The organism is Streptomyces sp. NPDC056527, assembly GCF_042794475.1.
Lineage (GTDB): Bacteria > Actinomycetota > Actinomycetes > Streptomycetales > Streptomycetaceae > Streptomyces.
Window position 1 is genome coordinate 1 of record NZ_JBHTTQ010000001.1, and the last position, 23463, is coordinate 23463.

The 23463-nt window shown below is 72.0% G+C and carries 24 protein-coding genes; 14 read left to right on the top strand and 10 right to left on the bottom strand.

The annotated features are described in order from the left end of the window. Positions 1–208: 208 nt before the first annotated feature. The gene (gene eno, locus ACFQ7Q_RS00005; RefSeq protein WP_383547448.1) at positions 209–1510 is read right to left on the bottom strand and encodes a phosphopyruvate hydratase; all 1302 of its coding nucleotides are present in this window, start codon (positions 1508–1510) and stop codon (positions 209–211) included. Between the two features lie 176 nt (positions 1511–1686). Here eno and ACFQ7Q_RS00010 point away from each other — a divergent pair, with 176 nt between their 5' ends. From ACFQ7Q_RS00010 to ACFQ7Q_RS00035, 6 genes are all read left to right on the top strand, one after another. Then, positions 1687–2109 (top strand): MarR family winged helix-turn-helix transcriptional regulator, encoded by a 423-nt coding sequence (locus ACFQ7Q_RS00010; protein ID WP_383547452.1) that lies wholly within the window; start codon positions 1687–1689, stop codon positions 2107–2109. A 113-nt stretch (positions 2110–2222) separates the two neighbouring features. Then, a complete protein-coding gene (locus ACFQ7Q_RS00015) occupies positions 2223–2858 on the top strand; it encodes a LysE family translocator (protein ID WP_383547455.1) in 636 nt (211 codons plus the stop codon). Between the two features lie 108 nt (positions 2859–2966). Beyond that, entirely contained in the window at positions 2967–3665 is a 699-nt protein-coding gene (locus ACFQ7Q_RS00020; RefSeq protein ID WP_383547457.1) for a VOC family protein, read from the top strand. A 28-nt stretch (positions 3666–3693) separates the two neighbouring features. Next, entirely contained in the window at positions 3694–4569 is an 876-nt protein-coding gene (locus ACFQ7Q_RS00025) for a hypothetical protein (protein ID WP_383547460.1), read from the top strand. Between the two features lie 285 nt (positions 4570–4854). Next, on the top strand, positions 4855–6168 hold the full coding sequence (locus ACFQ7Q_RS00030; protein ID WP_383547463.1) for a diacylglycerol/lipid kinase family protein: 1314 nt from the start codon (positions 4855–4857) through the stop codon (positions 6166–6168). Positions 6169–6182: 14 nt separating this feature from the next. Next, the gene (locus ACFQ7Q_RS00035) at positions 6183–6857 is read left to right on the top strand and encodes a phosphatase PAP2 family protein (RefSeq protein WP_383547466.1); all 675 of its coding nucleotides are present in this window, start codon (positions 6183–6185) and stop codon (positions 6855–6857) included. Between the two features lie 27 nt (positions 6858–6884). Here ACFQ7Q_RS00035 and ACFQ7Q_RS00040 read toward each other — a convergent pair whose 3' ends face one another. Further along, the gene (locus tag ACFQ7Q_RS00040; protein ID WP_383547469.1) at positions 6885–8879 is read right to left on the bottom strand and encodes a protein kinase; all 1995 of its coding nucleotides are present in this window, start codon (positions 8877–8879) and stop codon (positions 6885–6887) included. Positions 8880–8968: 89 nt separating this feature from the next. Then, the gene (locus ACFQ7Q_RS00045; protein ID WP_383548297.1) at positions 8969–9325 is read right to left on the bottom strand and encodes a PaaX family transcriptional regulator C-terminal domain-containing protein; all 357 of its coding nucleotides are present in this window, start codon (positions 9323–9325) and stop codon (positions 8969–8971) included. Positions 9326–9456: 131 nt separating this feature from the next. Here ACFQ7Q_RS00045 and ACFQ7Q_RS00050 point away from each other — a divergent pair, with 131 nt between their 5' ends. From ACFQ7Q_RS00050 to ACFQ7Q_RS00080, 7 genes are all read left to right on the top strand, one after another. Continuing rightward, the gene (locus ACFQ7Q_RS00050; RefSeq protein ID WP_383547472.1) at positions 9457–9837 is read left to right on the top strand and encodes a hypothetical protein; all 381 of its coding nucleotides are present in this window, start codon (positions 9457–9459) and stop codon (positions 9835–9837) included. Between the two features lie 53 nt (positions 9838–9890). Continuing rightward, positions 9891–10409, top strand: a complete 519-nt coding sequence (locus tag ACFQ7Q_RS00055; protein ID WP_383547475.1) for a PadR family transcriptional regulator — start codon at positions 9891–9893, stop codon at positions 10407–10409. Continuing rightward, complete coding sequence (locus ACFQ7Q_RS00060) at positions 10406–10963, top strand: hypothetical protein (protein WP_383547477.1); 558 nt, start codon at positions 10406–10408, stop codon at positions 10961–10963. The genes ACFQ7Q_RS00055 and ACFQ7Q_RS00060 overlap by 4 nt, the downstream gene beginning before the upstream one ends. Before the next feature lie 18 nt (positions 10964–10981). Continuing rightward, positions 10982–11803, top strand: a complete 822-nt coding sequence (locus ACFQ7Q_RS00065) for a maleylpyruvate isomerase family mycothiol-dependent enzyme (protein WP_383547479.1) — start codon at positions 10982–10984, stop codon at positions 11801–11803. 96 nt (positions 11804–11899) lie between these two features. Then, positions 11900–12844: an ion transporter gene (locus tag ACFQ7Q_RS00070; protein ID WP_383547481.1), complete on the top strand. Its 945-nt coding sequence runs from the start codon at positions 11900–11902 to the stop codon at positions 12842–12844. A gap of 173 nt (positions 12845–13017) precedes the next feature. Then, a complete protein-coding gene (locus ACFQ7Q_RS00075) occupies positions 13018–14802 on the top strand; it encodes a bifunctional metallophosphatase/5'-nucleotidase (protein WP_383547484.1) in 1785 nt (594 codons plus the stop codon). Positions 14803–14911: 109 nt separating this feature from the next. Then, entirely contained in the window at positions 14912–15211 is a 300-nt protein-coding gene (locus ACFQ7Q_RS00080; protein ID WP_383547487.1) for a DUF1876 domain-containing protein, read from the top strand. Positions 15212–15267: 56 nt separating this feature from the next. Here ACFQ7Q_RS00080 and ACFQ7Q_RS00085 read toward each other — a convergent pair whose 3' ends face one another. The 5 genes from ACFQ7Q_RS00085 to ACFQ7Q_RS00105 form a co-directional block, all read right to left on the bottom strand. Further along, positions 15268–15918, bottom strand: a complete 651-nt coding sequence (locus tag ACFQ7Q_RS00085; RefSeq protein WP_383547490.1) for a CBS domain-containing protein — start codon at positions 15916–15918, stop codon at positions 15268–15270. An 86-nt stretch (positions 15919–16004) separates the two neighbouring features. Beyond that, positions 16005–17243, bottom strand: a complete 1239-nt coding sequence (locus tag ACFQ7Q_RS00090; RefSeq protein WP_383547493.1) for a glycoside hydrolase family 64 protein — start codon at positions 17241–17243, stop codon at positions 16005–16007. Positions 17244–17334: 91 nt separating this feature from the next. Further along, complete coding sequence (locus tag ACFQ7Q_RS00095; RefSeq protein ID WP_383547496.1) at positions 17335–17892, bottom strand: exonuclease domain-containing protein; 558 nt, start codon at positions 17890–17892, stop codon at positions 17335–17337. A 191-nt stretch (positions 17893–18083) separates the two neighbouring features. Continuing rightward, a complete protein-coding gene (locus ACFQ7Q_RS00100; RefSeq protein ID WP_383547499.1) occupies positions 18084–18749 on the bottom strand; it encodes a GntR family transcriptional regulator in 666 nt (221 codons plus the stop codon). Positions 18750–18816: 67 nt separating this feature from the next. Next, positions 18817–19998, bottom strand: a complete 1182-nt coding sequence (locus ACFQ7Q_RS00105; RefSeq protein ID WP_383547502.1) for a CaiB/BaiF CoA transferase family protein — start codon at positions 19996–19998, stop codon at positions 18817–18819. A gap of 137 nt (positions 19999–20135) precedes the next feature. Between ACFQ7Q_RS00105 and ACFQ7Q_RS00110 the strand changes: the two genes are divergently transcribed. Then, a complete protein-coding gene (locus tag ACFQ7Q_RS00110; RefSeq protein ID WP_383547505.1) occupies positions 20136–21341 on the top strand; it encodes an acyl-CoA dehydrogenase family protein in 1206 nt (401 codons plus the stop codon). A 47-nt stretch (positions 21342–21388) separates the two neighbouring features. Here the strand turns inward: ACFQ7Q_RS00110 and ACFQ7Q_RS00115 are convergent, their stop codons facing one another. After that, a complete protein-coding gene (locus ACFQ7Q_RS00115; protein WP_383547508.1) occupies positions 21389–21928 on the bottom strand; it encodes an FBP domain-containing protein in 540 nt (179 codons plus the stop codon). Positions 21929–21982: 54 nt separating this feature from the next. Then, positions 21983–23452: a PLP-dependent aminotransferase family protein gene (locus tag ACFQ7Q_RS00120; RefSeq protein WP_383547511.1), complete on the bottom strand. Its 1470-nt coding sequence runs from the start codon at positions 23450–23452 to the stop codon at positions 21983–21985. Between the last annotated feature and the right edge of the window lie 11 nt (positions 23453–23463).

Consider the following 23463-nt stretch of genomic DNA (forward strand, 5'->3'; position numbering starts at 1 on the left):
CGCTGCCCGAGCGCCCCGACGGCCCCGTCGTCCTCGCCCTCGATCCGGCTCTCACCGGTCTCGGCGACGAGGGCTACGGACTCACCGTCGGCCCCCAGGGCGGTCTGCGGCGCGCCCCCCCCCCCCCGGGGCGGGGGCCCCGGCCGGGCCCCCCCGCCCCCGCGACGAGGCAGTCGTCGACCGTTCCTGACGCGGGCGTTGCCGCGGGTCAGGAACGGTCGAGCACCGCTGCTCCCGCGTAGCGCGCGGATGCGCCCAGCTCCTCTTCGATCCTGATGAGTTGGTTGTACTTCGCCGTGCGGTCGGACCGGGAGAGCGAGCCGGTCTTGATCTGGCCGCAGCCCGTCGCCACCGCCAGGTCCGCGATGGTGGTGTCCTCCGTCTCGCCGGAACGGTGCGACATGACGACGGTCCAGCCCGCGCGGTGCGCGGTGGCGACCGTGGCGAGGGCTTCGGTCAGGGTGCCGATCTGGTTGACCTTGACCAGGACCGAGTTGCCGACACCGGTGCGGATGCCCTCGCGCAGCAGGTTCTCGTTGGTGCAGAACACGTCGTCGCCGGTGAGCTGGCAGCGGTCGCCGACGCGGGCGGTCAGCTCCCGCCAGCCGTCCAGGTCGTCCTCGGCCATCGGGTCCTCGATGGAGACGATCGGGTACGCGTCGATCAGCTTGGCCAGGTAGTCGGCGTGTTCGGTGGGCGTGCGGCGCACGCCTTCGCCCGCGTAGACATACGTACCGTCCCGGAAGAACTCCGAGGAGGCCGGGTCCATGACCAGGCCGATGTCCGCGCCGGGCCGGTAGCCGGTGCGCTCGATGGCCGTCATGACGAAGTCGAGCGCTTCCTCGGCGGTGCGGAGTGCGGGCGCGAAGCCGCCCTCGTCGCCGACGCCCGTGGAGTGCCCGGCGGACAGCAGATCGCGACGGAGCGTATGGAAGACCTCGGAGCCCATGCGGACCGCTTCCGCGAACGTCTCCGCGCCGATCGGAGCGATCATGAACTCCTGGAAGTCCAGCGGGTTGTCGGCGTGGGCGCCGCCGTTGACGATGTTCATCATCGGCAGCGGGAGGAGGCGGGCGTCGGCGCCGCCGAGGTAGCGGTAGAGCGGCCGGCGGTGGGCCGCCGCGGCGGCCTTCGCGGCGGCGAGGGAGACGCCGAGGAGCGCGTTGGCGCCGAGCCGGGACTTGTCGGCCGTGCCGTCGAGCGCGACGAGCGCGGCATCGAGCCCCGCCTGATCGCCGGCGTCGCGCCCGACGACCGCTGACGCGATGTCGCCGTTGACGTGGGCGACCGCACGGTCGACGCCCTTGCCGTGCCAGCGCCCAGGGTCGCCGTCACGCAGCTCCACTGCTTCCCGTGCGCCGGTGGAGGCGCCGGAGGGGACGGCGGCACGGCCGAGGGATCCGTCGGTGAGGAGGACATCGGCCTCGACAGTGGGGTTGCCCCGGCTGTCGAGGACCCTGCGGGCGGTGACGGACTGAATGACGGTGGACTCGATTGCCGTGGAAACCATGGGAGGTCCTTCGCGTTGACGCACGCCGCGGCCCTGCTGCGACAGCGATGGCGCGTGCCGCGACATCCCAGACTCTACAGCAATGCTGTTCAGTTTCGCTGTTCAGTTGTGCTGTTCAGTTGTGCTGTGCAGGTAAGCTGCACAGCTTCGCTGGTCATCACCGGTTAAAGTGCCTTATGCCCACCCCGGAACCCGCCGCCGTCGCCACCGAACTTCGTACCGCGATGGGCAAGCTCACGCGGCGCGTGAAGCACGAGGACCGGATCCCTCTCGGCCACGCCTCCGTGCTCGGCACCCTCGATCGCGACGGGGCCATGACCACCAGCGATCTCGCGGCGGACCAGCGCGTACGGCCCCAGTCCATGGCCCGCTCGGTCGGGCTGCTCATGGAACAGGGGCTCGTCGTCCGCCGGGCGCACCCCACGGACGGCCGCAAGTCCCTGGTGGAGCTCTCTCCTGCGGGACGGGCCGCTCTCGAAGCGGAGCGCGGACGCCGGGCGGGCTGGCTCGCCCAGGCCATCGAGCTCGAGCTCACCGGCGAGGAGCGCGAGGTGCTGGCGCGCAGCGCCGCCCTGATGGAGCGGCTCGCCGCACGCTAGGGGCGCTTACGAGAGGGGGAGACCGGTACGGGCCACCGGCGTACGGGCCTGGGCGCACGCACAGGCCACCGCGCCGCAGAGGGCCGCACCTCCGGCCTCTATGCTGGCCGTCCATGGCAATGAGCACCGCGCTGTGGTCCTTCGCTCTGGTCGTCGGACTCCTCACACTCACCCCCGGCCTCGACACGGCCCTCATCCTGCGGACCGCCGCCCTCGGCCGACGCACCCGTGCCTGGGGGGTCGTCCTGGGCATCCAGACAGGCACCCTCATCTGGGGCACGCTGACCTCGCTCGGGGTCACCGCACTTCTGACCGCCTCCCACCTCGCCTACGAGATCCTCCGCTGGGCCGGCGCCGCGTACCTGCTGTGGATGGCCGGCCGCATGATCGTCGACACCTTCCGCGGCCGACGCGCGGAGATCGACACGGAACAGCAGCCGGCGGGGGTCGACACCTTGTCCGGCGGCTGGCGTCAGGGGACCGTGACCAACCTTCTCAACCCCAAGGTGGGCGTCTTCTACGTCGCCGTCCTGCCCCAGTTCATCCCCGAAGGCGCCCCCCACTTCACCATGGGGGTGCTGCTGACGGCCGTGCACGTCACGCTCGGCATGATCTGGTCGACCGTGCTGATCGCCTCCGCGTCCGCCCTCGGCACCTGGCTGCGCAAGCCGCGCGCCCGCAGGATCCTCGACCGGGTGACGGGCACGGTCATCGCGGCCTTCGCCGTGCGCCTGGCCCTCACCGACTGACGACTCCGGGGCGCGAAACCCCCGAAGCCCGCGCCCCTGGGCGCTGCCGGCACCTGAAGTGCCGGGCGGACGAAGGGCGTTGTCGGTGCCGCGCGCTAGGTTGGGCGCATGACTGACGGAGAGGGCAAGACCGAGCGGATCAGGCCGCAGCAGTTCCATGAGACTGCGGGCCTGGAGGACTGGCGCGTGCTGGGCGAGGGGGCCTGCGCGTACTTCCGTACCGGATCGCTCGCGGCAGGTGCGGAGCTCGTAAGAGCGATCAGCGAGCTGCCGGGTGTCGGGGACGGACGCCCCGATGTCGACCTGAGGTTCCAGGGCGTGACGGTGCGACTGATCACGATCGCGGGCGACTACTACGGGCTGACCGAGGACGATGCCGAGCTGGCACGGCGGATCTCCGAGATGGCTCGGACCCTGCGCATACCCGCCGACCCTTCCGCCGTGCAGACCGTACAGGTCACTGTCGACGCCCTCGCCGGACCGGAGGTCGTGGCGTTCTGGCGGGCCCTGCTCGGATACGAGGACCGGGCGAACAGCCCTGAGGACCTCATCGACCCGCGGCGCCGCGGGGCGCCGTTCTACTTCCAGCAGATGGACGAGCCCCGCCCGCAGCGCAACCGGGTTCACGTCGACGTCTGGGTGCCGTACGACCTCGCCGAGAAGCGGATTGCCGCGGCGATCGCCGCCGGCGGCCGACTGGTGACCGACGCCCATGCCCCGTCGCACTGGGTGCTGGCAGACCCCGAGGGCAACGAAGCCTGTGTCGGCGCGGCGGGCTGGACCGGGCGGGCACGTCCTGCGCCGTAATCGGCGCCGACCGGCGGATAGTGGGGGCGTGGACGTCGAGCGGGTCATCGAGGAGTTGTACGGGCTGCGGCCCGAGGAGTTCACCGCAGCCCGCGACGCGTACGTCGCCGATGCCCGCAAGGCGGGGGACGCGGACGCCGTGAAGGCGGTCTCGGGGCTGCGTCGCCCGACGACGGCGGCGTGGGTGTCGAATCTCTTCGTACGGGAACGGCGGTCGGACGTCGATCGTCTGCTCGCGCTCGGTGAGACCCTCCGGGAGGCCCACCGCACGCTCGACCCGCTGAAGCTGCGGGAAGCGAGCGGGCAGCGGCACAAGGTGGTCGCCGCGCTCGCCCGCGAGGCGGCCGGGCCGGCGCGGGACGCCGGACAGCCGGTGAGCGACACGGTCCTCCACGACGTCGAACAGATCTTCCACGCCGTCCTCGCCAGCTCCGACATCGCCGAGCAGTGGGCGACGGGCAGGCTCGTCAAGGCACCCGAGGTGCCGGTCGGCTTCGGCGAGGTGGTTCCGGAGGCCGCCGTACCCCGGTCGAAGCCCGCCAAGCCCTCGAAAGGCGCCGAGTCCCCGAAGCCCGCGGCGAAGCGTGCGAGCAAGGCGGAGGCGGAGCGCCGCGAGCGGGATCGTACAGAGGCCGAGGCGGCCGGCGCGGAGGCCCGCGCCCGCGACGAAGCACTCCACGCGGCCGAGGAGGCGCGAAGCTCCGCGCAGGCCGAGGCTGCCGCGGCGGACGAGAGCGTCACCGAGCTGGAGCGGCAGCTGAAGGAGGCCAAGCAGGCGAAACGCGCCGCACAGGATGCGGCGGCCGAGGCCGAGAAGGCCGCGAAGGAGGCCGGCCGCGCGGCACGGGACGCGCACCGTGTCGCCGACCGGACGAGGAGCAAGCTGGAGCGGTCGCCCGATTGACGACCCGCCAGTGACACCGAAGGCGCCGCCGCCGGCGCGGGACGTGCCGCCGGGGGCCATCACCTGCCCGGACTCTCCGCCATCCGAGCCGGCTGATCGTCCACCACCCCTCCCGGATCACCTCCGGCCTTCCCCCAGGCCCCCTCGTCCAGGCGTTCCTGTCGTGCCCATGGAGCTGACGGGGATGGGACTTGGGCGTCGGCGCGGGATAGCGTCTCCCTAACGGCGCCGTCCGGAGAGCCGGACAGGGCCGAGTGGGGGAGGCTGAAACAGGAGGTGGTACCGGTGCGTGGTTCCGGACGGCATAGGGGTGCGGCCCGGCTCCTGGCACGCTGTGCGCTGCTGGCGCTCACGGCGGCGGTCGTCGTGCTGTTCCTGGCGCTGGGTCAGGCTGGGCCGATAGTCCTGCTGACCGGGCTCGGCGGCTTCGTCCTCACCGCCGTGGGGCTGTGGTGGCTGGTGGCCGGCCGGGGACCGCTCCGGCTGCTCGGCGCGCTGCTGGCGGTCGCGGCACCCGTGGGCGTGCTGATCCACTACGTCCAGAAGGGTGTCTGGGGCAACGCGTTGATCGCGCTCGCCCTGTACGGCCTGGCCCTGATCTGTGCGCGGGCCGCGATGCGCGCCACCGGCAAGTCCTACGTGATGCGCGGCAAGTCTCGGCCGCTGCCGCGCAGACCCGTCCTGATCATGAACCCGAAGTCCGGCGGCGGCAAGGTCGGACGCTTCGGACTCGTGGAGCGCGCTCAGCAGATGGGCGCCACGGTGCATCTGCTCGACACCGAAGGCGGGACCGATGTGGTGGCGCTGGCCCGGGAGGCCGTCGCCGGCGGTGCGGATCTGCTCGGGGTGGCGGGCGGCGACGGCACCCAGGCGCTGGTCGCCGGGGTCGCGGCCGAGCACGATCTGCCCTTCCTCGTGATCTCCGCCGGTACGCGCAACCACTTCGCCATGGACCTCGGCCTCGACCGTACGGACCCGTCCCGGTGTCTGGACGCCTTGACCGACGGTGAGGAACTCCGGATCGATCTGGGCCTCGTCAGCGGGCGGCCCTTCGTCAACACGGTGTCGTTCGGGGTGTACGCGGACATCGTGCAGCGTCCCGAGTACCGCGATGCGAAGGCGGAGACCATCCTCAATCTCCTCCCCGATCTGCTCCAGGAGAGCAGCCGGCGCCTCGACGCGACCGCCGGTGAGAAGCAGCTCGCCGAACAACAGGCGATCCTGGTCACGAACAACCCTTACGCCGCACCGGACTTGATGGCCTCGGGTCTCCGGACGCGGCTCGACCGCGGAAAGCTGGGTGTGATCGGCCTCCGTGTGGAGGGCGTGGCCCACGCGGCCGACCTCGCCGTGCGGGGACGTCGCTCGCAAGGGCTCAACCTCCTGACCGCGCGCCGGGTGGAGGTCACGGCAGGCACCGACACCGTTCCCGTCGCGGTGGACGGTGAGGCGCTGACCCTGCCCACGCCGGTCGTCTGCACCGTCCGTCCGCGTGCCCTGCGCGTCCTCGTCCCGCGCCACCGGCCCGGGACCGTGGCACCGAGGTCGCCCCTGAACTGGCGATGGGTCACCGCGCTCGCCCTGGGGCGTGCACGGTGAGGCCCGCGCGCGAGGTGGACACGAACGGTTCCGCCACGGGGGCGGACGGGCGGGGCGGGCTCCGGGCTCTGCGGCGGAGCGTCGCCGCCGCGCTCCACGACCTGCGCGTCGTCGACGGCGCCGTGTACGCGGCGGTGGCCGCGACCCCCACCCCCACGCTCGACACGGGGCTGCGGCGGCTGTCCACGGCGGCCGACCACTCCAAGATCTCTCTCACGGTCGCCGCCGCGCTCGCCGTCGTCCCCGGTCGCCCGCGACGAGCCGCGCTCGCGGGGGTCGGGGCGATCGCCGTGGCCTCGACCGTCGCCAATCTGGTCGGCAAGCGTGTGGTCCGCCGCAGGCGTCCCGACCGGGAGGCGGCCCGGGTGGCCGTCGGCCGGCACGTCCCCATGCCGGCGTCCGCCTCGTTCCCCTCCGGGCACACCGCCTCGGCCGTCGCGTTCGCGACCGCCGTCGGCGTCGTGCTGCCCGTGGCCGCGGTGCCGCTCGGAGTGCTCGCGAGCGCCGTCGGCTACTCCCGCGTGCACACCGGAGTGCACTATCCCGGGGATGTGGCCGCGGGCGCGGTCCTCGGCGTCGCGAGCGCGGCCACGGTGCTCGCCGTCGGGGCCTCCTGGACCGCGGTCCGGCCCGCGGACGGGACGGCGCTCGTCCACGGCGGCCTGGTGGGCCGACTGGGCATCGCGTGAGGGCGCGGGCCGGCGGGGCGCCGACGGTCAGCCGCCCACCGGATTCACCGCGTCGCGCCAGACCTTGACGTCCACGGTGATGTAGTCCGTCGTGCCGGGCGACGGCGCGGTGCCCCGGAAGGTGACGAGACCGACGTGGCCGGTGCCGCTGATCAGGCAGAGCCGGTCGCCGACGGCGAGGTCCCTGACCCATACGTACTTCTCGCTGCCGGTCTGCGCGAGACACGACTGCAGCGTCCCCGCGGCGCGGGGCGCGAGCCGGGTCAGTTGGCTGCGACTGGTGGAGCCGGGGGCCACCACGGCGCCGGAGGAGTACACGGCGTAGGTGAGGTCCTCGTCGATGGTGCCCGCGTCCGCCTTGGCCCGTACGGGACGATCGGCCAGGAACAGGTCCTGCTTCGTCCTCATGCGGATGCCGCCGTACGTGGTGGCGGGCGGCTGCGGGGCGGTGGTGGCCGACGGCTTGGTGGAGGCGGTCGGCGGACGGGACGCCGTCGGTTCGACCGAAGAGGGCGGAGTGGTGCGGGTGGCGGACGCGGAAGGGGACGCCTCCGGGCTCTTCGACGGCGGCGCCGACGGCCCACCGGTACCGGTCGGGTACCGCTCGGCCGTCGGGCTCGGCGCCTGCCCCACCTGATCCTTCGTCTCATCGGCGCGCTCGCCCGGGCGCAGGACGCCGGACAGGAACAGCGTCCCGGTGACCGTGGCGGCGGTCAGGACGACGGCCCCGGCCGTGACCAGTCCCCGTCGCTTGGCACGCCGGGGCTCGGGGCCCAGTCCGCCGGGACCCGTCGGCGCGGAGTACGGCGAGACGCCGACGGAGGCCGGTCCGCCGAAAGCACCGGCGGGGAGGCCCGCGGCGGGGGCGGGCACCGGTACACCGGAGGAGGGCGGACCGAAGGCGCCGGACGTCCGGCTGCTCGGGACGTGGGCCGCGCCTTGGCGGGGGAGGCGCAGGGCCATCGTCTCGTCCGGCGCGGGCGCCGACGGGGCCTGCTCCGACTGCGATGGCTCCGACCGTGACGGCTCCGACTGCGATGGCTCCGACCCTGACCGCTCCGACCGCTCGGGCTCCGGCCGAGGCTCGTGCACGGCGTGCTGGGCGAGCTGCCCGGCCACCGACGCCGGAAGCCAGCTCTCGGAGCGACGCAGGCCGCCGTCCGGGTCGGCTGCGGCACACAGCCGGATGACATCGTCCGGGGTGAGCCGCTCGGAGGCCACCTTGCGCAGACAGCCGGCTACCAACTCGGTTATCTCGTCCGGGAGGTCACCGAGCTGCGGCTGCTCGTGCACGATGCGGTACAGGATCCCGTGCGAGGGTCCGTCACCGAATGCGCCTGCGCCGGTCGCGGCGAACGCCGCTATCTGGCCGAGCGCGAACACGTCGGCCGCCCCGGTGATCTCCCCGCCGAGCGCCTGCTCGGGTGCCATGAAGGCGGGCGTCCCGATGGCGGACCCGCTGTGGGTCAGGGCGGTGGCGTCCGCCGCACGCGCCACACCGAAGTCGATGACCCGGGGCCCGTCGAGGGCGAGCAGCACGTTCGACGGCTTGAGGTCGCGGTGCACGATCCCGGCCCGATGGATGTCCTGGAGCGCCTCCGCGACCCCCGCCGTCAGCAGCAGCACCGTGGACATGGGCAGCGGACCGTGCCGCTTGACGGCATCGGCGAGGGAGGGCCCGGGAACGTAGGCGGTGGCGAGCCAGGGCGTGGGGCCCTCCGTGTCGCTGTCGAGGACCGGCGCGGTGCACACACCCTGTACGCGACGGGCGTTGGTGACCTCCTGGCGGAACCGCTCGCGGAAGTCGGGGTCGTCGGCCAGCTCCGGGCGGATGACCTTCACGGCGACGGGTCTCCCGCCGGGCGTGTACGAGAGGTAGACGCGCCCCATGCCGCCGGCTCCGAGCCGCGCGACGAGCCGGTAGGCCCCGACCGTGCGCGGATCGTCGTCCCCGAGCGGCTGGAACGTCTCCGAACTCGTCCCCGTACCCGTCTGCACGTTCCCGACTCCCGTGGTGCTCAACTGTCTGCCGTATGACTGGCGGAAACCCTAGCGGTGTTCGAACACCCGTGGAGTCGGAGGGCCGTCCCCGGTGGATGCCTGACGGCCCCTCATGCGCGGAACGCGTCGCCGTAGAGCTCGAAGAGGCGCGGCAGCGGACGGCGGGCGCCGCGGGCCCCGTGGGGTGTGGGCGTGGGGCGGGCGTCGAGCAGGGCGGTCCAGCACGAGGCGGTCAGGTCGCGGGCACGGCTGCCGGGCCATGGCCGGGGGAGGAGCTCGGGAGGCAGGAGCGGATCGGGGCGCATGGCGCCCGCGAACTCGGCGGCCGGCTCCACGGCCATGGTCAGCCGCTCGGCCTCGGACGACTCGACGGCGCCGTCCAGCCGGTCGAGGCAGGAGGCGGCGAAGGCGGCGAGCCGTTCGTGACGGGCGGCGATCTCGCCCAGCGGCCACAGCGCGGCCGCCAGTGCCGACCCGCCTTCGTGGGTGAACCGGCCCTCGGCGACGAGGCGTTTGACACGATCCGAGCGTTGTACTCAGCTCGATCTGAGTAGCCGACCCGAGGTGACGTGGATTCAGGGTGCATAGGCTCCGTGCCATGAGTTCTGATCGACACGTCGCCGACGGCGTACGCGACCACCTGGCCGACGACGCGTCGGAGTCCGATGCGATGCCCGCGGCGCAGGTGACCGGTGTCGGTTCGCTGCTCCTGGGTCTCGGTGCCGTGGCCATGGGCGGCTTCCCCTGGCTGCCCGAGGCCGTCCCGCCGATGGTCCGGTACTTCCCGCTGTACCTGATCATCCCCATCGGCATCTGCGCGATCGTCGCCGGTATCAATGTGCTGCGCGTCAGGGGCGGGGTCGCCGTCGCCGCCCGGCGCCGCGCGTGGGCGGGAACCGCCCTGGGGGCGGTGGCCGTCGTGGTGCCGGTCGCCGTGGTCCTGTGGGCGATCGTGGTGCTCAGCACCACGGAGTACTGAGTCCGGCCGGAGTATCTTGTGGCGCAAGGTAGTCCATGACTATCATGCACCGCATGACAAAGGAGCTGCCGACGGCCGGTGACCAACGGCGCAGCCAGCTTCTGCGCGGTGTGCTCGATCTGTGCCTGCTCTCCCTCATCGGCGAACGACCCCGTTACGGCTATGAGTTCGTGGAGGCGTTGACCGAGAGCGGGCTCGAGCTCGTGAGCGAGGGCAGCATCTATCCGCTGCTGGCCAGGATGGAGCGAGCGGGGCTCGTCGAGTCGTACCGCGCCCCGTCGTCCAGCGGCGGGGCGCCGCGCAAGTACTACCGGCTGTCCGGGGCGGGCCAGGCCGAACTGGACCACGGGAGGGCGGTGTGGAGGGAGTTCGCCACACAGGCCGACCGCATTGTCACCGGGACGGCAGGCGCGACGGGGACGGCCGAGGCGGTGGGGACACAGCCGCCGACCGGGACGCACCCCGCCGACCGGGACGCAGCCGTGGACCGGGACGCAGTCACCGACCGGGACGACCCGCAGCCGACCGTGACGACCGAGACCGAACGACCCACCGGGGGAACGACACCATGACGAACGAGCGCGTGCTCGCGGTCTGCCGCAGCAACTGGGAGTACCGGGGCATCGACGACGCCTCCGTCCGCGAGATGCTCGCCGAACTCACCGCCCACCTGGAGGACGCCGCGGCGGCCGGCCGCACCCCGCAGGACGTCGTCGGCCGGGACGTCAAGGCCTTCGCCGCGTCCTGGGCCAGGGCACGGATGCCGCTGCACCGGCGCGTGCTGAGGATGGCGGCGCTGATTCCGTTCGTCGTCGGCACGCTGCTGGTGTACTCCCACCTCGTCAACTGGACGACTGTCGTGGACGTCAGCGCGGGGCGGCTGGCCTTCTGGCTGAGCATCGGCGTCGTCACCGTCCTCCTGGAACTGCGCCGAGGCTCCCTCGGCTTCCGCAAGGGCTGGATCGTGGGGCTCGTCGTCGGACTTCCGGTCCTCTTCCTCACGGACCAGCTGGCCGGGGACGGGACGCTGCTCGCTCTGCCGTTGTGGGGCACCGCCCTGCTCATGCTCCCGGGCATCGCGTACCTTGTCGCCGAACGGCGCGCCAAGCGGCCGAAGGAGTCCTGAGCCGAGGGGAAGACGATCATGGTGACAGTGCCGGACGGTGGGTCGCGGAGCGTGCTGCCCGAGGGGCTCGCCGAGGCGATACGCGGAACAGCCGCGGACATCGCCGACGTGCTGCGCGAGGCCGCCGACACCGGGCGGCCCGTGCCCCGGTCCACCTGGACCGTCGGGGAGGCCGCCGCCCACCTGGCACAGGCCAACGAACTGATGGCGGCGATCGCCGCGGGGCACACGCGCGCCCACGGCGACGGAACCCCGCAGAGCCTGGCCGCGGCCAACGAAGTGGCCCTCGCCGCCTTCGACGAGCGGACGGCCGGGCCCCTCGCCGAGATGATCGCCGAACAGGCGGACGCCTTTCTCACGGCGATCGAGGAACGCGCCCCCGAGGAGGTGCTCGACACGCCTCTGGGCCCGATGGGGCCCGCCGTGCTCGGCTCGTACCTGCTCACCCACATGCTCGGACACGGCTACGACCTGGCGCTGGCCCTCGGCAGGCCCCACATGCTCGACCGGGCCCGGGTCGAGCTGACGCTCCCGTTCATGATCACCGCCATGCCGAGGGTCGTCGATCCCACCGCCGTGGACGGCCTCACCGCCCGCTTCGCCGTACGCCTGTGGGGCGGGGCCCGCTTCGGAGTGACCGTCGCCGACAACGCGGTGCGGGCCACGGCCGAGCCGCCGGCACGGCCGGACTGCACGATCCTCACCGAGCCGGTCGCCTTCCTGCTGCTCGGCCTCGGACGGACCGACCCCTGGGGCGTCATCGCCACCGGGCGGGCGCTCAGCTGGGGGCGCAAGCCCTGGCTCGGCCCCCGCTTCCCCCGACTCTTCACCGCCCCCTGACCTGATCCTCGGGACACCGCCCGCGCACCCAGAACCGTTGCGTCTCCTCGCCGTTGGAACTCATGAGCATGGTTCAACGAATCGAGGAGCGTCGGAATGTCCGATCAGTCCGCCGTGGCGGGCCGCAGCCACCGGGTCCGGGTGGCGGAACGGTGTCGTGAGATCACCGAGGCCCGCTGGTTCGCCACCGCGGTCTTCCTCCTCATCCTCGGCAACGCCGCGGTGCTCGGAGTGGAGACGTACGCCGGTGCCACCGCCCGCTACCACGTCGAACTGCAACTGGTCGAGCACCTCTTCCTGGCGGCCTTCACGACGGAGATGCTCCTGCGCGTCGGCGTCCACGCCGTCCGCCCGCTGGACTTCTTCCGTGACCCGTGGAACGTCTTCGACCTCGTCGTGGTCCTGACCGCCTTCGTCCCCGCCGCGCGCGAGAACTCCACGGTCCTGCGCCTGCTCCGGCTCGCCCGCGTGCTGCGCGCGGCCCGATTCCTGCCCCAGCTGCGGATCGTCCTGGTCGCCGTCGGCCGCAGCCTGCCCGGCACGGTCAGCTTCCTGCTGGTCGGAGCGCTGCTGCTCTACGTGTACGCGATGGTGGGCTGGGTCTTCTTCGCAGGCCACGACCCCCAGCACTTCGGATCCATCGGCCGGGCCGTACTCACCCTCTTCCTGCTGATGACGCTCGACGGCCTCGGCGACGCGGTCCACGCGGGTCTGGAGATCTCGCGTTGGAGCTTCCTGTACTACGTCTCGTACGTCCTCATCGCCTCCTTCGTCCTCGTGAACGTCCTGATCGGGGTCGTCATCAACTCACTGGAGGAGGCCCGTGAGATCGAGAAGGCGGAGACGGAGAAGGACGAAGCCGCCCAGGCGGTGCGCGAAGACGCCAAGGCGGTCGACGAGGACGCCGACGGGGCACGCCTGCGGGACCGGATCGCCGCGGCCCGGCGCGCTCTCGACGACCTGGAGTCGGCTCTCTCGCCCCTGCCGCCACCGCGCGCGGACGAACCGCCGATCGTCGACAAGACCCGATTTCGGGCCTGAGACCACGGCAGTTGGGCCTCCGGCCAACCTGCGTTCCGGTTGTCCGCACACCTGGCCGTGGGTCGCTGAAGCGGTCATTCCCCATGCCTTGGAGCGCAGTACGACGTTCATGGCCATGACATCGGACGGAGCTGAGATGAGTTTGCTCGTCCCACTCCGAAGGAGTCATCGCCTTGAGAAACGTCCTTCGCCGGATCGGCGTCATCGCCGCGGGCACCGCCCTCCTCGGCGGCGCGCTGTCCGTCTCACCGGCCGCCGCAGACGACACTGTCGATGTCCAACTCCTCAGCATCACCGACTTCCACGGCTACCTCCAGCCGCCCACCGCCGCCCAGGGCGGGATCATCCCGGCCGGCCGCGGTACCTCGGTCACCGTCGGCGGCGCCGCCTATCTCGCGACCCACCTCAAGCGGTTGCGGTCGGGCCACGCCAACTCCGTCTTCTTCGCCACCGGTGACAGCTTCGCCGGCTGGCCCTTCGAAGTGGACGCCTTCCACGACGAGCCGACGATCGAGGTCCTCAACAAGCTGGGCCTGCGCTTCTCGGCGGTGGGCAACCACGAACTGGACGTGTCCCCGGACTTCCTCGTCGAGCACATCGAAGAGGGCCGGTGCTTCGGCAAGGTCGACGTGGACAGCTGCTTCACGGACTCCACCGGACGCCGCTTCCACGGGGCCGACTTCGACTTCCAGTCCGCAAACATCGTCTCCTCGCAGACCGGTCGCCCGATCGTGGATCCGTACCGCATCGAGTGGTTCGGCGCCCCCGGCGGGAAGCGTGTCCCGGTCGGCTTCATCACCACCACGGTGGAGGCGACCGTCACCGGCTCGACGTCCTACCAGCCGCGACTGCGCGCACTCGACCAGGCGCAGACCATCGAGCGCTACACCAAGGAGCTCAAGCGACGCGGGGTCGAGGCCATCGTCCTCAACGTGCACGAGGGCGGTTCACCGAAGTCCGCCACGACCTCCGGCTACAACGAGTGCGACTCCGCCTACGGGCCGGTGATCGAGCTGGCGAAGAGGGTCACACCCGAGATCGACGCGGTCGTCACCGGAGACTGGCACTCCCGCTTCAACTGCATGGTGCCCGACCCGTCCGGCGTGCCGCGCCCGGTCGTGGAGACCGGCAACCACGGCGCACTGATCAGCGAGATCAACCTGTCCCTGGACCCGAGGACGGGCGAGGTGCTGAGGAACCGCACCCGGTCCGTCAACCACGCGGTGACGCGCGACGTGGCGCCCGACCGCGAGGTGCAGAAGATCGCCGACTACTGGTCCGCACGCGGCGCCCGGCGCTCCGCCGAACCGCTCGCCAAGCAGACCGGCTCCTTCACCCGCACACCGAACGCCGCGGGCGAGAGCACGGCGGCCGACCTGTACGCCGACGTGCAGTTCTGGAACGCCAACCGCACCCGCGAGGGGCAGGCCGATCTCGCCCTGATCGCCGCACGCCCCGCCAAGGGCAGCAACGCCGTCCGCGGCGACCTGCCGTACGCCAGGGGAAGCCTCCCCGGCGACGCGGACGGCCGTGTCCTGTTCGGCGAGTCGTGGAGCGTCTACGGCTACGGCAATCCGGTCCTCACCGTCGGAGTGAAAGGGCGTCAGCTGGAGGCGATCCTCGAGCAGCAGTGGCAGAAGCAGGCCGACGGGACGGTGAAGGCCGCCCCGCTCGCGGTGTCCCGCAACGTCTCGTACGCGTACGACCCGGCGCGCCCGGCCGGCGACCGCGTGTCGCCCCGCGACGTGCTGATCAACGGCAGGCCGCTGGACCCCGCGCGCACCTACCGGGTGGCCGCACTCGCGTACACCGTCATCGGAGCCGACGGCTACAGCGCCTTCGCCGGCTACACCGCCCCCGTCCGCAACGGCGCCGACCACGAGAGCTTCGTGGACTACCTCAGGGCCCACAAGACGATCTCCCCGGCGCCCCTGAACCGCGTCCGCGTCAAGCACTGACGCGATCGACCGCCCGTCGCCGCGCGCCCGCGCGCGCGGCGATGGATCCTGGGAGTAGGAAGGGACGCACGGCGGTCTCACGCGTCCCGACGGTGCGAGGAGGCAGACCATGACACGGACCTTTGAGTGGACGGTCGGCCTGGAACTGGTCGAAGAGGACGGCAGGACCAAGGCCGAGGCGCATCTGAACACTGGCACGTCGACCCTCACCGGCCACGGCAGCGCGCGGTGCAACCCGTCGGACGTGGACGTTCCGGCCATCGGCGACGAGCTCGCCGCGAGCCGGGCCATGAAGGACCTGGCAGGCCAGCTGATGCGAGAGGCCAACCGTGAGATGGAGGCGGTGGGCGCGGGGACCGTACCCCAGCACACCGGTCCCGGATACGGCTGGCCCGAGGCGGTCTCCTGACAGGACCGCCGCCGGACCGGGCCCGTCGGCGCTCTGCCGACGGGCCCGCTCCGCCGTCAGGGAAGGGGCGGAGCCTCGGCCTCGGCCGGAGCGTCGCTGTCGCCCTCGTCCCTATCCACGTCGTCCTCGTAGGTCAGCCGGTCCACGACCTCGACCACGCCGTCGACGCTCTCGCAGAGCCGGACGAACACCGGCGCGATGCTCTTGCGCTCCAGCGTGCCGCTGAGCGTCACCCGGCCCTCGTCGACGTCGATGTGGAGCGCGGCGGGGGAGATCCCCAGGATGCGCATGACCACGTCCTCCAGGATCTCCTCCTGGATCGCGCGGTCGCGCCGCAGGAACAGCTGGAGCAGATCGCTCCGGCTCAGCACCCCGATGAGCTGCCCGCCCGCGTCCACCACGGGCAGCCGCTTCACCCGGTGCCGCTCCATGAGCCGTGCCGCCTCGATCGCCGTCCAGGAAGGGCGGGCCACCACCACGGGGCTGGACATCATGGCCCCCGCGGTGCTCGGCCCGCCCTTGGCGGTGTGGCGGCGCAGCAGATCCGCCTCGGACACCACGCCGACCGGCCGGTTGTCCTCGTCGACCACCGGCACCGCCGTGATGCCGTACTCGTCGAGCAGTCGCGCGATCTCCTTGAACGACGTCCCCGGCTGCACGGCCACCGCGGTCGGCGTCATCAGGTCGGCCACACTGCGGTTCCGCATGGTCGGTTCCGTCCCTTCTCCGCTCCTTCGTCCATGATCCCTCACGCGGAGCCGGAGGAGGAGCAGGAGCCCGGGACGGCGGGGTGCTAGTCGAACGGGTCGAGCGTCACGTACGCCTGTCGCGGGTCGCCGTCGTGCACCAGGGACTCGTGCGCGCCGACGTCGTCGAAGGCGAAGCCGTACGCCTTGCCGTCCGTCATCTGCGCGTGGATCTTGCGCGAGTAGTGGTTCGTCACGCCGTCCTGGTAGAAGCCGGCGGACGACGTGTCCGGCTGGTTGGGGTTGGTGAGCAGGGTGGACCGGTTGTATCCGGCGCAGAGGGTACGGGAGATGGGGCCCCGGACCTGGTCGTTCGGGGCGTCGAGCCGCTTGTAACAGCCGAAGACGCTGTCCGAGTCGGGCTTCTGGAAGGAGGTGACGACGGCGCCCGCGCTGTTCGTGAAGTTCATGACGTCGCCGGAGACCCGGCCGTAGTACTTCACCGACGGCTGGTTCGCGAAGGGCGTCACGGTCAGCGTCGAGCCGGCGTACTTGGTCCAGACGCGATTGATGTAGTCGTCCATGACACCGGCCGGGAGCGCGCCCGCCTCGATGCCGTGGCCGGGGGCGAGGGCCCGCAGCACGGTCCCGTCGCTCCGGGTCTGGACGAGGCCCGCCCAGCCGCCGGGCTGACCCCTGAGCGCGTCGAAGAAGCCCTTGTAGCCACCGGGCTTGAGCCGGCCCGTGGTGGCGACGCTCCCGTCGGGCCGCTTGACGCCGACGGCGTACGGGGCCGAGACCATGTCGACCTGGGTGCTGTTGAGCCAGAGGCCGGAGTCGTTGAGCGTGTACTCGGACCAGTTGAAGAGGATGTTCCGGTTGGGATCGCTGGGGTTCTGCACGGCCGGCTGCACGAGGCCGCCCGTCGCGAGCTTGAAGACCAGCTTCTGGCCGTAGCTGAAGTAGATCCGTCCGGAGAACTTCGGCATACGGATCGTCATGGACCCGCCGCTCGCCGGGCCTGCGATGGATGCGTCGGGCGCGGGGACGGGGACGGAACCTCCGGCGGGCCAGGGGTGGAAGGTTCCGTTCGCGTCCGCCCAGCCCTGGCGGCCGGTGGAGAGTTCGGTGCCGAGGTTGTAGACGTACACCTGCTCAGCGCGGCGCGAGTTGTTCGTGAACGTGAGTGGGATCGTGGCGGGGACGGCGGCCGGGGCGGCGGCGCTTCCGGTGACGGCCGCCTGGACCGTGGGGGAGGGGCCGGCGACGGTCACGACGGTGCCGACGAGGGCGGCGGCGGTGACCGGGACGAGCAGCGCGAGCCTGCGTCGATGGCGGGAAGGCATGGGAGGGCTCCTCGGGGTGGGGGTCATGAGGGAGCTGAGAGCGCTCTCAGAATGGTGAGCGTGTGATGACCCTGTCAACCTTCTGAACGGTTTACGCGGGCCAGAAGCCGCGCTCGTTCAACCGCAGAACGAGCGCGGCGATGTTCCACGCGTCGTCCTCGCCCCGGTGGTGCCGACCCTCCAGCGGGATCCCCGCGATCTCCAACGCCCGGGCCATTCCCGGGCGTTTGGGCAGGCCGTTGGCCTCGGTGAAGACGGCCTTGGCGTTGGTGTGGCGGTGCCCGAAGGGGTACTCCGTCCCCGTCACCCGGCACTGGTGCGTGAACTGGTTGCGGTCGTAGTCGCCCCAACTGGCCCACGGGCGGGCCCCGGAGGCGTGCTCGGCGGCGAGCAGTCCACAGGCGGCGGAGAAGTCCAGACCGGTGTCCACCTCCGCCTGGGTGAGTCCGGTCAGCTCGGTGCAGAACGAACTGACCGTCGAGCGTGCGGGCTTGACGAGCACGCGGTGCCGGCCGATCCGTTCGCCGGCGTCCAGGTCGACGACGGTGAGACCGATCTCGATGATCTCGCTCACCGCTCCCGGCGGCCGCTTCCCCTCCCAGCAGGTCGCCTCGACGTCGACGATGTTCAGCAGGCGTCCATGGTCCATGCCGTCGAGGCTAGAGGGGGAGGTACGGCGCGGGCATCCCGATTTCCGCGCGGTGGCCGCGCGCGGTGCGATCCGGCACGTCGGTGTCACTCCAGGTCGGGGCTCGCACTCGGGGGCGCCCCCGCTTCGGCGCGGCGCCCGTCTCCAGGTCGCCGTCTCAGTCCAGGTCCAGGACGTCCGGGGTCGCCGTCTCAGTCCAGGTCCAGGACGTCCCGCAAGGCCGCGACCGCATGCGCCCGGTGATCGCTCAGCTCGCGCACCGCCGCGTTCTCGTCGCCGTGGCGCACCGCCGAGATGACGGCGCGGTGCTCGCGCACGGCCGCCTCCCGGTTCGGGACCTCCGTGTAGTACAGCGAGCGGTAGGCGTCCGTGGCGTCCCACAGCGTGCCGATGAGCCGGACCAGGCGCGGCATCCCGGACGCCTCGATCAGGGTGAAGTGGAAGCGGCGGTTGGCCTCCGCCATCGCCGTCACGTCCCCGGCGTCGGCCGCCCGTTCCACCTCCCGCTGGATCCCCTCCAGCGTGGCGAGCAGTCCGTCCTCGCCGCGGACGACGGCGAGCCGCACCGCCTCCGTCTCCAGCAGCTCCCGGATCCGGTAGATCTCCTCCAGATCCGCGAGCGACAACTCGGCGACGAAGTACCCCCGGTGGATGTGGTGCACGACCAGACCCTCGGCCTCCAGGGTCTTCAGGGCCTCGCGCAGCGGCACGCGGCTGACGTCGAGCCGGGCGGCGAGCGCGTCCTGGCGGATCTGTCCGCCGGGCCGCAGCTCGCCCGTGGTGATGGCGCGCCGCAGCTCCTCGAGGACGAACTGCTGGGCGGTCGGCGGCCGCCGCTTCTGCACCGCGCTGCTCATCGCCTGTGACCTTTCCTCGGTTCCCTGACCGGCGCGCGGTCCCGCGGCGCCGGATCCGTACATCTTCCTATGGCTTGCGAGGGTGAAGTCCCAGCTCGGAGAGGAGGGCCTCGGTGTGCTCGCCCAGGCGCGGGGGAGCGGCGCGGTAGGCGGGCGGGGTCGCGCCGAGCGCGATCGGATTGACGACCTGGCCCGGGCCCGCCGCCTCGGTGGGGACGCGGGGTTCGAGGCCGAGACGCTCGGCGAGGTCGAAGGCGGCGGCGAGATCGTTGATCGGCCCGCAGGGCACGCCGGCGGCGTTCAGCTCCTCGAACCAGCTGTCGGCGGTCCGCTCGGCGAGCGGACCCGCCAGGGCCCGGAGCAGCTCCTCGCGGTGGGCGACGCGGGCGGTGTTGGTGGCGAACCGGGAGTCGTCGGCGAGACCGGCCAGCCCCAGCCGCGCGCAGAGCGTCCGGAACTGGCGGTCGTTGCCCACGGCGAGAACGAGCGGCCGGTCCAGCGCCTCGAACACCTCGTAGGGGGCGATGCTGGGGTGCCGGTTGCCCATCGCTCGTGGGACGACGCCCGCGCCGAGGTACGCGGCCGACTGGTTGGTGAGCGCGGACAGCAGCGAGGTGAGCAGCGAGACCTCGACGCGCTGGCCCTCTCCGGTACGTTCCCGGTGGCGCAGGGCGGCGAGGACTCCGAGGCCCGCGTGGAGTCCGGTGATCACGTCGACGAGCGCCACCCCCGCCTTCGTGCCCTGGCCGCCGGGTTCGCCGGTGATGCTCATCAGCCCGCCCATGGCCTGCACGAGAAGGTCGTAGCCGGGCAGACGAGCGCCCTCGGCGGCGCCGAAACCGGTCACGGAGCAGTAGACGAGCCCGGGGTTCGAGGCCCGCACGTGCTCGTACCCGAGACCGAGCTTCTCCATCGTGCCGGGGCGGAAGTTCTCCACCAGGACATCGGCGCGGTCGACGATCGCCCGTGCCGTCTCCCGGTCCTTCGGGTCGGTCAGGTCGAGCGCGACGGAGCGCTTGTTCCGGTTCACCCCGAGGAAGTAGGTGGCCTCGTCGTTGGCGAAAGGAGGCCCCCACGCGCGCGTGTCGTCCCCGGACCCCGGCCGCTCGATCTTGATCACGTCGGCGCCGAGGTCGGCGAGAAGCATCGTCATGTACGGCCCCGCCAGCACCCGGCCGAAGTCGGCGACGACGATCCCGGACAAGGCGCCCGGGCCGGGCCCGTCCTTCTCCTGGTGGTCTGCGTGCATACCGCTCTCCTCCGCCCGGCGATCGGATCCAGTGGGAACGTACGGATCAGAGATCAGATATTCAATACTGGATCCAAAATCCGATCTCCCGCTACGCTTCGGCACGCCGAGTAGCCGCACCCGCCTGGAGGCCGTCAGTGAAGCCGTCGCCGCAGTCGTCGAACGCGTCGAAGTCGTCCCCCGTCCACCCCTTCGATCTGTTCGCGATCGATGGACTGCTGACGGAAGAGGAGCGGGAGATCCGCAGGACCGTCCGGGCGATGGCGGACCGTGAACTGCGCCCGCACGTGGCCGAGTGGTTCGAGCGGGGCGCGATTCCCGCCCGCGAACTCGCCCGGCAGCTGGGCGGCATCGGTGTGCTCGGCATGCACCTGGAGGGCTACGGCTGCGCGGGCACCAACGCCGTCGCGTACGGTCTGGCCTGCCTGGAGCTGGAGGCCGTCGACTCGGGTCTGCGGAGCCTGGTCTCCGTACAGGGCTCGCTCGCCATGTACGCGATCTGGAAGTACGGCTCGGAGGAGCAGAAGCAGCAGTGGCTGCCCGGCATGGCGGCCGGCGAGTACATCGGATGCTTCGGGCTCACCGAGCCGGACGCGGGGTCGGACCCCGGATCCATGCGCACCCGCGCCAAGCGGGACGGCGGGGACTGGCTGCTCAACGGCACCAAGATGTGGATCACCAACGGCTCGGTCGCCGATGTCGCGGTCGTCTGGGCCCGCACCGACGAAGGGGTACGCGGCTTCCTGGTGCCCGCCGGTACCCCCGGTTTCAGCGCCCCCGAGATCAAGCAGAAGCTGTCGCTGCGCGCGAGCGTGACCAGCGAGCTGGTCCTGGAGGACGTACGACTGCCGGCGGACGCGATGCTGCCCGAGGCGCGCGGCCTGTCCGGCCCGCTCGGCTGTCTGAACGAGGCCCGGTTCGGCATCGTCTTCGGTGCACTCGGCGCCGCTCGCGACTGCCTGGAGGCGGCGATCTCGTACGCCGGCGACCGCATCGTCTTCGAACGACCCCTCTCCTCCTACCAGCTGACGCAGGCGAAGCTCGCGGACATGTCCCTGGAGCTCGGCAAGGGCATGCTGCTCGCGCTGCACCTGGGGCGCCTCAAGGACGCGGGGACCCTCACCCCCCAGCAGGTCAGTGTGGGCAAGCTGAACAACGTACGGGAGGCCATCGCCGTCGCCCGCGAGTGCCGGACGATCCTGGGTGCGAACGGCATCACCCTGGAGTACCCGGTGATGCGCCACGCCAACAACCTGGAGTCGGTGCTCACCTACGAGGGCACCAGCGAAGTCCACTCCCTGGTCATCGGCAAGGCGCTCACGGGCGAGCAGGCCTTCCGCTGATCCACGCCGCCGGGGGCGCCGCGAGGCGCTGCCGGCGAGGTGGTCTTCTAGCCTGCCGTGACCTTCCCCAGGAAGGCGTCGAGGTTCGCGGTCATCCGCTCGATCCGCCCCTCGACGGTCAGCGACTCCTCGTGGCGCCCGGCCCGCAGCTTGGGCTGCCGCTTGCCGCGGACGTAGAGGGAACACGCCAGGTCGGCGCAGACGTAGATGCCGACCGTGTTCCCCTCGCGCCCCCGGCTGCCGGCGAGCGGCGCCGCGAGCAGGGTCACGCCCGAGGAGGCATGCCCCGTCAGACAGACCTGGCAGAGGCTGGACTTGACGGCGCTGGTCCGGCTCGTCGCGGGCACCCGCAGCGTGATGCCGAGCGGGCCGTCCTCACGAGGGACGACGAGATGGGCGCGCAGCGGCGCGCCCGGATCGACCCAGCCGAGGAAGTCGAGTTCCTGCCACGGGAGTTCGGCGAAGTCGAGCGGCAGCTTGAGCCGGCTCGCCTCGCCCTTCGTGCAGTTAACGAACGACGAGCGGATCTGTTGGTCGGTGAGAGGTTCCACTCGGTGGACCGTACACGGACCCGCGGGTCGGGGCATCCGGATTTCGCCCCGCCCGCACCCGCCCGGCCGCCGCCACCCCCCCGTCGCGCCTCAGGCCACCCAGTCCGGCAGGTCCGGGTCCGAGATCCGCGCCGGAGCCCCCGCCAAGGCCGCCGCCAGACGCTCGGCCGCCGTGTCGTAGACGTCGACCGGGAGCGCGAAGGGGAGGCGCAGCCGGTGTTCGTGAGTGCCCGGATCCACCCCGAACCGGGCGCCGCCCTCGACCCGCACGCCGTGCCGCAGCGCCCGTCCCGCCAGCGAGGAGGCGATCGGACGGCCCAGGTCGATCCAGAGGCAGAGCCCGCCGGTGGGCAGGGTCCAGTGCCACTCCGGGACATGGCGCGCGAGCGCCGTCACCAGCGCCTCGCGGCGCCTGCGCAGCTCCTCGGCGCGGCGCGGCAGGATGGTGTCCAGCCGGTCGATCAGCTCGGCGGCGACCAGTTGGTCGAGGACCGAACCCGCCAGATCCGCGGTGATCCGGACCCGCGCCAGCTCGGTGACCACCCGTGCCGACGCCCGGGCCCAGCCGACCCGCAGCCCGCCCCAGCAGCCCTTGCTGAGCGAACCGACACTGATGATCTGCTCGCCGTGCCCGGGGCCCGCGACCGCCGCGAATGGACGAGGGGCCGGCACGTCCAAGGCGATGTCGGCCAGAGTCTCGTCGACCACGAGCCAGGTGCCGGTGGCATGCGCCGAACGTGCCACCTCACGGCGCTGGGCCTCGGGCATCAGCTGCCCGGTCGGATTGTGGAAGTCGGGGATGAGATAGGCGAGTCGGGGCGCGGTCTGGCGCAGAGCGGCCTCGATCAGCCCGCTGTCCCACCCGGACTCGGTGACCGGTACCGGGGTGATGCGCAGCCGCCGGCCGCGCATGGCGTCCAGGGCGTTGGTGTACGAGGGGTTCTCGGCGAGCGCCCTGTCGCCGGGGCCGCCGAGCAGCGCCAGGGCGAGGGACACCGCCTGCTGGGCCCCGGTCGTGACGAGGATCTGCTCGGGGCGGGTGGGCAGTCCGCGCCGCGTGTAGCGGTCGGCGATGGCGGTGCGCAGCTCCGGTAGCCCGAACGGGTGGTACCCCTGGGCGCGGGCGTAGCGCGGCAGCTCGGCCGAGGCCGTGGCGAGGGCTTCGGCGAGTTCGTCGATCGGGGCCTCCGGCGCGGCGAGCGCGAGGTCGATCGCGGCGTCGGAGTGGCCGTGGAACGTCGAGAGGCTGATCGGTGCCTGACTGTCCGGGAGCGCCGTCCAGGTGCCCGCGCCCCGTCGGCTGTGCGCGTATCCGCTCTCCCGCAGCAGGTCGTAGGCGCCCGTGACGGTCGTACGGCTCACCGTCAGCGCCGTGGCCAGCTCCCGCTCGGCGGGCAGCCGCATCCGAAGCGCGACCCGTCCGTCGAGGAGGGTCTCCCGGACGGCGCGGGCCAGCTCCCGGTAGCCGAACCTGCCCTCCGGCGGCCGGGTGAGCAGCGCCGCCAGCTGGCGGCCCGTCAGCGTGCGGTCCGCAGTGCGGACCACTCGACCCTCTGCCATGCCAATCACTC